General features: G+C 59.5%; 11 protein-coding genes, 1 tRNA gene and 1 riboswitch. All 12 genes read left to right on the top strand.

Annotated elements, in window-relative coordinates; genetic code table 11:
• A partial coding sequence (locus tag VD811_04440) for a hypothetical protein (GenBank protein ID HXV20228.1) occupies positions 1-236 on the top strand: 236 nt, incomplete at its 5' end.
• Positions 226-585, top strand: coding sequence for a roadblock/LC7 domain-containing protein (locus VD811_04435; protein HXV20227.1), 360 nt, complete (start codon positions 226-228; stop codon positions 583-585). The genes VD811_04440 and VD811_04435, both read left to right, overlap by 11 nt.
• A gap of 9 nt (positions 586-594) precedes the next feature.
• On the top strand, positions 595-1,032 hold the full coding sequence (aroQ, locus tag VD811_04430; protein HXV20226.1) for a type II 3-dehydroquinate dehydratase: 438 nt from the start codon (positions 595-597) through the stop codon (positions 1,030-1,032).
• Between the two features lie 22 nt (positions 1,033-1,054).
• Complete coding sequence (locus VD811_04425) at positions 1,055-2,131, top strand: Xaa-Pro peptidase family protein (protein ID HXV20225.1); 1,077 nt, start codon at positions 1,055-1,057, stop codon at positions 2,129-2,131.
• Between the two features lie 47 nt (positions 2,132-2,178).
• Entirely contained in the window at positions 2,179-2,664 is a 486-nt protein-coding gene (gene accB, locus VD811_04420; protein ID HXV20224.1) for an acetyl-CoA carboxylase biotin carboxyl carrier protein, read from the top strand.
• Between the two features lie 44 nt (positions 2,665-2,708).
• Positions 2,709-4,046, top strand: coding sequence for an acetyl-CoA carboxylase biotin carboxylase subunit (gene accC, locus VD811_04415; GenBank protein HXV20223.1), 1,338 nt, complete (start codon positions 2,709-2,711; stop codon positions 4,044-4,046).
• A 51-nt stretch (positions 4,047-4,097) separates the two neighbouring features.
• Positions 4,098-4,937, top strand: a complete 840-nt coding sequence (locus tag VD811_04410) for a lipoate--protein ligase family protein (protein HXV20222.1) — start codon at positions 4,098-4,100, stop codon at positions 4,935-4,937.
• Positions 4,938-5,019: 82 nt separating this feature from the next.
• The gene (locus VD811_04405; protein HXV20221.1) at positions 5,020-5,433 is read left to right on the top strand and encodes a hypothetical protein; all 414 of its coding nucleotides are present in this window, start codon (positions 5,020-5,022) and stop codon (positions 5,431-5,433) included.
• A 23-nt stretch (positions 5,434-5,456) separates the two neighbouring features.
• Positions 5,457-6,956, top strand: a complete 1,500-nt coding sequence (locus VD811_04400; GenBank protein ID HXV20220.1) for a TolC family protein — start codon at positions 5,457-5,459, stop codon at positions 6,954-6,956.
• On the top strand, positions 6,953-7,771 hold the full coding sequence (locus tag VD811_04395; protein HXV20219.1) for a menaquinone biosynthesis protein: 819 nt from the start codon (positions 6,953-6,955) through the stop codon (positions 7,769-7,771). The genes VD811_04400 and VD811_04395 overlap by 4 nt, the downstream gene beginning before the upstream one ends.
• A gap of 69 nt (positions 7,772-7,840) precedes the next feature.
• Positions 7,841-7,926, top strand: a tRNA-Leu gene (locus tag VD811_04390).
• A 518-nt stretch (positions 7,927-8,444) separates the two neighbouring features.
• Positions 8,445-8,535, top strand: a riboswitch (cyclic di-GMP riboswitch).
• A gap of 119 nt (positions 8,536-8,654) precedes the next feature.
• Positions 8,655-9,359, top strand: a 705-nt coding sequence (locus VD811_04385; GenBank protein ID HXV20218.1) for a hypothetical protein, incomplete at its 3' end; no start/stop codon positions are given.

The following is a 9,359-nucleotide window of genomic DNA, read 5'->3' as shown; positions in this document are numbered from 1 at the left end:
AAGAAATTCGCCAGAAACTGGTCGAGCTGAAACTGCGCATAGAGACACAGAAATCTGCCCCCGCAGCGACGGCGCCGGCCGACCTGGCGACGACCATGGTGGAAGTCCCGGTGACCGCTGTCGATCCGGCAGCGGGCTCGGAAACTGATCCCGGGGGGACGGCGGCGGCGCAGCAGCTTGCAATCCTGACGCTCTGGCTCGATTCGATCAGCAGGAGGAGGGCAGATGTTCGGTGAAATTCTGAGGGGTATTGTTGACGGGACCAACGGGGCGCTTGGCGCCATCCTCATGGGATACGACGGAATCGCCATCGATCAGCATTTCAAGGCGTGCGAGGGGGTCGACCTGTCATTGATCGCCGTTGAATATTCGAACGTGCTCAAGGAAATAAGGCGAACCGCCGAAATCCTGGGCACCGGCGCCATGGAGGAAGTCTCGGTCAAGACGGAACGCCTCATGGTCATCATCCGCACGTTGGGCAGCGAATATTTCATCGCACTGGCCATGGAGCGTAATGGCAACTTCGGCAAGGGGCGCTACCTCCTCGTGCGTGAGGCGCCCCGCCTCCGCGAAGCACTCGCCTAGAGGGATGTCATGCGTATTCTCGTTTTGCACGGTCCCAACCTCAACCTCCTCGGCGTTCGCGAACCCGAAGTCTACGGACGGGAGACTCTCGACGACATCGATCGCCGCCTGGCTGAACTGGCTGCCGAGCGAACCGTGACAATCACCTGCTTTCAGTCCAACCACGAAGGGGAGTTGATTGATCGCATTCATCAGGCCAGAGCGGAAGGGGTTGACGGCATCATCATCAACCCCGGCGGCCTGACCCACACCAGCGTTGCCCTGCGTGACGCCATTTCGGCTGTAGCCATCCCGACGGTCGAGGTCCACCTTTCCAACATCCATGCGCGGGAAGCATTCCGGCACCATTCCTATCTCGCCCCGGTGGCGATCGGACAGATTTGTGGCTTCGGTTCTGCCGGATATCTTCTGGCCCTGAGCGGCCTTTTAACCACGCTAAAAAGATAGTTATTGAGCATAAAGTGGCATTATGGTAAAAGACAGAGCCTCTCTGGCCACAAATCTGCTTGCCGCCTGCGGCCTGGACGCAGTGCTGTTCACCGACCTGATCAACATCCGTTATCTGTGTGGTTTCACAGGCACGGACGGGGTGCTGGTGGTTACCGGCGAGACGAGCTGTTTTCTGTCCGATTCTCGTTATACGACCCAGGCCAGAGTCCAGGTGCAGGCGGACGAGATTCGCGAGTACGGCGTCAAGTTGGACGGGGTGATCGCCTTCCTGGAGCAGACCGGTGTCCGGCGGATCGGCTTCGAGGCGGAGACGCTCCCCTTCGCCACGGTCGAACGTCTGCGGGAAAAAGGCGGGTCGGGCCGGGAATGGGTCCCCCTGACCAGCGAAATTCTATCCCTGCGCGGCATCAAGGGACCGGATGAGATTGCCGCCCTGCTCACAGCGACCCAACTCAACGCCGAAGCTTTCGAAGAGATTCTGCCGCTGGTCCGTCCCGGAGTCGTTGAACGGGAGATCGCGCTTGCTCTGGAAATTGCCCTGAAGCGTCGCGGCGGGGAGGAAAAAGCGTTCGATTTCATCGTTGCCTCCGGCCCGCGCGGCGCCATGCCGCACGGCATTGCCTCCGGGCGAGAAATCCGTGCCGGCGAACTGGTGACCATCGACTTCGGTGTCCGTTTCGGCGGCTATCATTCGGACGAAACGATTACCGTTGCCGTGGGGGAGGTGTCGTCGGAACTGCGGACGATCTTTGAGACCGTACTGGAGGCCCACGATCTTGCCATGGCTTACGTCCGACCCGGGATTCCGCTTAAAGAGGCCGATGCCGTTGCCCGAGATTTTATCGCCGGCCGTGGGTACGGGGCGTTTTTCGGTCATGGTCTCGGCCATGGCGTGGGACTGGAGATTCACGAATATCCGACGGTATCGTCGCGTTCCGAGGCGATTGCCTGCGAAGGGATGGTCTTTACTATTGAACCCGGCATCTATGTGCCGGAGATGGGTGGGGTACGCATCGAAGACATGATCGAGGTCACTGCCGATGGCTGCCGGCAACTGACGCGCCTGGATAAGAAATTGCGCATACTTCCTGCCTGAGTGGCCGCAACGGAAAATTCAAACACGTTTCAAGGAGGATATGTCTCATGGATATCAAAGATCTCAAAAGCCTGATCAAGCTGGTGACCGAAACCGATATCAACGAATTCGAGATGGAAAACGCCGACGAGAAGATCGTCATCCGGCGCGGCAAGAGCCAGGAAATCGTGCACGTATCCGCCCCGCCGACTTACATGACTGCAGCTCCCGCGCCGGCCGCTCCGGTTGCGGCTGCGCCCGTGGCTGCGGCTGCTCCCGTGGCCGAAGTGGCCAAGGCCGCAGTCAGCGACAAGCACGAAACCATCACCTCGCCCATCGTCGGTACCTTCTACCGGGCGCCGTCCCCTGATTCCGACCCTTATGTCCAGGCGGGTTCGGTGGTGGAAAAGGGACAGGTCTTCTGCATCGTCGAGGCGATGAAGCTGATGAACGAGATTGAAGCCGAATTCAAGTGCAAGGTCATCGAGATCCTGAAGGAAAACGCCCAACCGGTGGAGTTCGGCGAGCCCCTCTTCCTTGTGGAACGACTTTAAAGGCAGGAAAAAGCGCCTTTCACCTGTTTTTCGGAGAAAAACCCATGTTTCATAAAATACTGATTGCCAATCGCGGCGAGATCGCCCTGCGCATTATCCGCGCCTGCAAGGAGTTGGGGATCAAGACCGTTGCGGTGCACTCCGATGTGGACCACGAGGCGCTGCACGTTAAGCTGGCCGACGAGAGTATCTGTATCGGCCCGGCGCCCAGCATCAAGAGCTACCTGAACATGAAGGCGATCATCAGCGCCGCCGAGGTGACTGATGCCGATGCCATTCATCCCGGTTACGGCTTTCTCTCCGAGAACGCCGAATTCGCCGAAATCTGCGGCAACTGCGGGCTCACCTTCATCGGCCCGACGCCCGAGAACATGCGCCTCATGGGCGACAAGATCAGCGCCCGGCAGACCGTTACCGCCGCTGGCGTGCCGATCCTTCCCGGTACCAAGGAGGGGGTGAAGACGGCTGAGGAAGCAAAGAAGATCGCCGCCAAGATCGGCTACCCCGTCATCATCAAGGCGACCGCCGGCGGTGGCGGCCGCGGGATGAAAGTGGTCCATTCGCCCGCTTCGCTTCCCAATGCCTTCGCCGCTGCCCGATCCGAGGCGCAGGCCGGTTTCGGCAACCCCGAAGTCTATATCGAGAAGTTCTGCGAGCGCCCGCGCCATGTCGAGATCCAGATCATGGCCGACAAACACGGCAACGTCATCCACCTCGGGGAACGCGACTGCTCGATCCAGCGCCGGCATCAGAAGCTCATAGAAGAGGCGCCCTGTCCGGTTCTCTCTCCCGAACTGCGTCAGCGGATGGGGGAGTGTGCCGTGGCCGCCGCCAAATCTGTGGGGTACACCAGTGTCGGCACCATGGAGTTCCTGCTCGACCAGGACAATAATTTCTACTTTATGGAGATGAACACCCGCGTCCAGGTGGAGCATCCGGTCACCGAGATGATCACCGGCGTCGACATCATCAAGGAACAAATCCGCAGCGCCGCCGGTCTGCCGTTGCGCTTCAAACAGTCAGACATCAAGATCAACGGCCATGCCATCGAGTGCCGCATCAACGCCGAGCATCCTTTCAAGTTCACTCCGTCGCCCGGCAAGATCAACGGGTACCACACACCGGGTGGTCTGGGCGTTCGCGTCGACAGCGCCGTTTACGACCAGTACACCGTGCTGCCACATTACGATTCGATGATCGCCAAGCTGATCGTACATGCTGAAACCCGGGATGAGGCGATCAACCGGATGGCCCGGGCTCTCGATGAGTACATCATCGAAGGGATCAAGACCACCATCGCGTTTCACAAGAAAATCATGGACAACAAGGACTTCAAAGAGGGGAATGTCGATACCGGCTTCCTTGAACGACTCGTCTTGTAAACCGAACGGAGGGCCGGGTGTTGACCCGGCCCTCGCTTTTACGGAGCTTCCATGCTGTGCCAGCAATGGCGGCTGATCCGCTCCGGCCCCCTGACCGGAGCCTGCAACATGGCGCTGGACGAGGCGCTGCTGGAGAGCGTTGCCGCCGGCCGGTCTCTCCCTGTCCTGCGCCTCTATGGCTGGGTGCCGCCGACTGTTACCCTTGGTTATTTTCAGCGGGCCGAGTCGGCCGTCAATCTGGAGGCCTGCCGCAGTATGGGATTCGACGTGGTGCGCCGGATCACCGGCGGCCGGGCCGTCCTGCACCACCGGGAGGTAACCTACGCCGTCATCTCTCCGGAACGCAGCCCCCTGTTTCCCGGCGGGATCCTGGAAAATTATCGGGTGATTGCCCGCGTGCTCCAGCAGACCCTCGACTCCTTCGGTCTGGCGACCTTTCTGGCACCTGGTCGCAGTCGCGGCTGCAGTGGCAGCGGTGCCCAGCAGAGTGCCTGCTTTACCGCTCCGGCGACGCACGAACTGCTGCACGCAGGCTGCAAGGTGACGGGCAGCGCCCAGAAACGGCAGGGTGACGCCTTCCTTCAGCATGGGTCGATTCCCGTCGAGCTGGATCCAGTCCGCCTTTTCCGGGCACTGGATACAGAACACCGACTTTCGCCGCAGGCGGGCGGTCAATTGCTGGCGCGGAGTGTCGGCTGGCTCAATCGCTGGCTGCCGCAGCCGGTCACCATCGCCGAGGTCGAAGCGCGTCTGCTCGCCTGCGTCACCAGGGTGTGGGATGTCCGTTTGGTTGAAGACCTGCCTACGGCTCCCGAGCAGGAGCGGGCAGCGCAGCTGGCGGCAGAGAAGTACGATAATCCTGCCTGGACATTGAACCGCCAGGGCCGTTGATCGGAAAAAACAGGCCACCGGTTTACCTCGTCGGTTCAAGTGCTATTCTAGTAGGCGTGGGCCGAGTGAAAGGAGAGAAAACATGCGAAGGTTATTGATGATTGTTCTGGCTCTGCTGGCCGCTGCCATGTTGACGGGCATGGGAGATTTGGGCGGCATTCCGGCCGGAACCATTCCCAAGACGGAGGAGAACATCAAGGCGCAGATTGTCGACCGTTCGGGGGTGAGTACGGAGCTGAGCAGCTTTTCGATGGATGGCCAGACCTTTCTCGACGGACGCCGGGGCGACGGACAAATGAACGTCTTTTTCCGCGACTTGCGGGAAATCAACTTCGGCAAGGTCAGCGGCGAGGAGGTGCCGGCCGAACTGCTGCTGAAATCGGGCAGCCGTCTCCAACTCCATGTGCGCAAGCGCACCCTTTTTTACGGCGACACGGGTTACGGAGCCTATCGGATCCCGGCTCGCGATGTCAGCCGTATCGTTTTCGTCGACTAGTGTTTCGCGGGTGCTGGAAAGCCATGTTTGACCGTTGCCGCACTGCAGTCATTCTCCTCCTCAGTATTCTGCCGGCCAGTCCGGTTCATGCTCTCGGCCTCGAACTCCAGCAGGCCGAGAGGCTCGTCCTGGAGCGCAACCTCGACCTGCGGGCGCAGACCTTCGCAACCCGCGCCAGCGAAGCGCTGGTCCGCAAGGGGTACGGCATCTACGATCCCCGATTGGAGGCCGATCTCGCCGAAGGGACGGGACGGCGGCGCGTCAATTCACAGTTTTTCTCGGCAAAAACGGTCACCGAATACCGGCGGTTCGATTTTCTCCTGACGCAGAAACTTCCCACCGGCGCCGACCTCATTGCCGGTTTCACCAACCTGCGCGAGCGGGTCGATCCCCGGCCTCCCATCGATCCCTCCTACGCCAGCGAGTTGCGCTTCACTCTCGTGCAGCCGCTGCTGCGTAATTTCGGTTCCACGGTCACCGAGCAGCAGATTCTCTTTGCCATAAAGGATCGGGAAGCCTCCGTTCAGGACCTGCGGGAGCAGGCCTTCGCACTCATCTCCCGGGTGCGTGACACCTGGTTCGACGCCCTGCGCACCCGGGACGAACTTGCCTATCGCCAGACCTCAGTCGCTCTGGCGCAGACGGTTCTGGACGAGAACCGGGTCCGGGTCGAAGTCGGGGTCCTGCCACCGGTGGAGATCCTCGAAGCCGAGGTCGGTTTGCTGACCCGGGAGCGGCTGCTGCTCGATGCGCAGCGCGCCTACCAGGATGTTCTCGACGAACTGGGGGTTCTGGTCAACGCCGGCGAGGCGGTCGAGGTTGCCGATGAGCCGTTGGGGCAGCCGGCGCTGGAAGTTGCCGAGGAGAAGGGTCTCCGCTCGGCGCTGGAGAAGCGCCCCGACCTGCTGCGCCGGATGAAGGAGATCGAGCGCCTGAACCTCGAGAGCCGCATCGCCCGTAACCAGTTGCTGCCGGCGGTCGACCTGTCGGGCAGCTATGCGCACGTCGGGTTGGGCCAGGATTACAGCAGCGATCTCGACGACATTGCTTCCAAAAACTTCCGCAACTGGGAAGTCGGCTTGACCGTCTCCTACCCGATAGGTAATCGGGAGGCGCGCAACGAATACCTGCGCACCCGGCAACAGCTCAAGGGACGCCACGCCCTGCTGGCCCAGCTGCGCGAGGAGATCAGCAAGGAGGTTCGCGGCGCCATCCGTCTGCTCGAAGTGAGCCGCAAGATAATCGAAACTGCCAGCCGGGCCCGGGACCTTTCCGAGGAGAAGCTGCGTACCCTGCTCAAGCGTAAGGAGGTGGGGTTGGCCACCACTCGTGATGTTCTCGAAGGGGAGGAGGACCTGGCTCTCGCCCGCACCGACCAGATCACTGCCCTGGCCGACTACAACAAGGCGGTCACCGAATACCTGCGGGTGACCGGCCAACTTCTCGAGCATGAAGGAATCCGCCTGGTCGGCCCCGTCGATGCCGTCGGCGACCGGCCGCTGTTCGACATGCTGCCGCAATGACTCTCGCCGTCGGCCATATCACCTACGCCAACTGTGTTCCGTTTTTCCACTTCCTCGCCGAGGCCGGTTTTAGCGGCCGAATCGTCGAAGGGGTTCCCGCCGAGTTGAACCGGCTTCTGGCGGCAGGCGCTATCGATGTCAGCCCATCCTCCTCTTTCGAGTACGGCTGCCGCTGGCAGGACTACCTGCTGCTTCCCGGGCATTCCATCAGTTCCTGCGGTCCGGTCCGCAGCGTTCTGCTCTTTGCCGCGCGTCCCATCGAAGAACTGGAGGGGGCCGAGATCGCCCTGACCGGCGAATCGGCCACTTCGGTCAACCTGCTGCGCATTCTGCTCGGTGAATTCTACGGATTCCGGAAGGTCACGTATCGGCTTCCCGAGCGGCCGGTTGAGGCTCTCATCGCCGAGGGCGTGCCGGCGCTGCTGATCGGCGACCGGGCCCTGCGTGCTGCTCTCGGTGCCAGCGGAAATATCTATGACCTCGGGGAGCTCTGGTACCGTTATACCGGACTTCCCTTCGTCTTCGCCCTCTGGATACTTCGCCGGGAGGCGGCGCTGGCCAAACGACAGGAGGTCGCGGCGCTACTGCGACAGCTGTCTGCCGCCCGGACTCGGGCCTTCGCCTCGCTGGATGCCGTTGCGGCAGTTACGCCTGAACGACAGTGGATGGGGGAGGCTGGGCTGATCGACTATTGGCGCTGCATGTCCTACGATCTCGAGGAACGCCATCTGGCGGGACTTCGGCATTTCTTCGCCCTTGCCGTAAAACACGACCTGCTAACGGCGCAGCCTGAGGTCCGTTTCTTTGCCGGCTAGGGTGATGTCTGGACAGAACTCCTTTTCCGTTGACACTCTTAACCCGAATACCAATAATGTACCTCCTTTGCCCGGGTGGCGGAACTGGCAGACGCAAGGGACTTAAAATCCCTCGGCTTACGGCCGTACGGGTTCGACCCCCGTCCCGGGCACCAAATATCGAAAAAGGACTTAACAATTTATTGTTAAGTCCTTTTTTTTGCGCTTTTTTGCCAACCTTGCAAATGTTTGGTCAAATCGGGTTGCGAGTGACAATCACTGAAACCCTTCCCTGCCAAATGACTGGCGTGACAAATGTTGACTGTCTGGTTTGCTAATTGGCGGTGGTGACAAACTCCGAACTCCAGGCCTGTCAAATGGCCTGTAAACTCCATCTTGGACCGGTCAATATCCGACTGCGATTCGGAAAAACGGGTGAAGAATCACGGCGAGGTTAAAATTTACGCATGATTGGCCGACGCTCCCCGGATGTATAGAGAAGATCACAACGTCAATTGACTTACGGGGCTTTTTTTGAGCGGTCTCGTGATTGTTGCCACCTGATTTCAATTGTTTTTTTATATTCCTTGTATTTTCAATAACGTAAAGAAATAACGCAAAAACATTGGCTTCGCTGGAATACTTTGTGCTCAAGTAGATTGCGCAGGTGATTTCGTTTGGGTTACAAAAAAGTTCTCCGAAAGGGCAAAGCCAGAGAAATCTGGTGACGCAAAGCCACGGGTCCGCCGAAGCTTCATTCGAAGGCGGATAGCCGGGTTGCCGAAGAGATGAGACAAGCATCTTGGCACCCGGCAGTTGAGGAATTCCAGGAGCGCTCATCTTCGGCGGAAGTTGGGCGTTTTTTTTATTCTATCAACTGATGATTCAGGTGCAGGGTGCCGTGTTGAAACTTTGGACCAAATTGCTTATCGCCGCCTTTGGCGCTCTTGTGTCGTTGTTGCCTGTAGATGCGGCGCTGGCGGTCAATTGCTCCGATGCCCCGTACAACGGAGTGATCGACGGTAATTCAGTTTCAGCTCCTGACCAGATCCAGATCGACACGAATTGCACGATCAGGAACTTCCCGTCTCCCAACGTCCTGGGCACCAACTTCAGCTTTTATACACAGCCCGGCGGTAACGATGAAAGGTGGCTGGTTGTTTTCGACAATGTTGTGCACACCGGCAACATGTCGTGTAACAACGTTGCTGGCCATCGAATCTGGTTTACCAACGGGTCGTCCACCAAGATCCAGGAGGGCTGTCAAAACCTTTTAATACCCGTAGAAAAAATTGATAAGCAGAACCCCGCAGGCCAGACGACAGCCACCATCGGAATTCCCTTCACCTACCGGCTCACGATCCCGGTCCTGTATGACCCGGCCTTCGGCGTCGTCATCAACAACAGCGGGTCGCTCAACGACCTGCACGGCATTACCATCCGGGACGATCTCAACGAGACGGGTGCAGATCTCACCTACGTGAGCCATGCGGTCTATTGGGAGGGGAACGGCACTCCCGTGCCGCATACATTCGCCAACGCAGGCGGTCTGCTCACCTTTGCATTCCCCAGCAACTTCGTGATTCCCTCCAGTGATCAGATCATCATC

The sequence above is a fragment of the Desulfuromonadales bacterium genome, from assembly GCA_035620395.1.
Lineage (GTDB): Bacteria > Desulfobacterota > Desulfuromonadia > Desulfuromonadales > DASPGW01 > DASPGW01.
The sequence above is the reverse complement of the archived record's forward strand: the minus strand, read 5'-3'. Positions and strand labels throughout refer to the sequence as shown.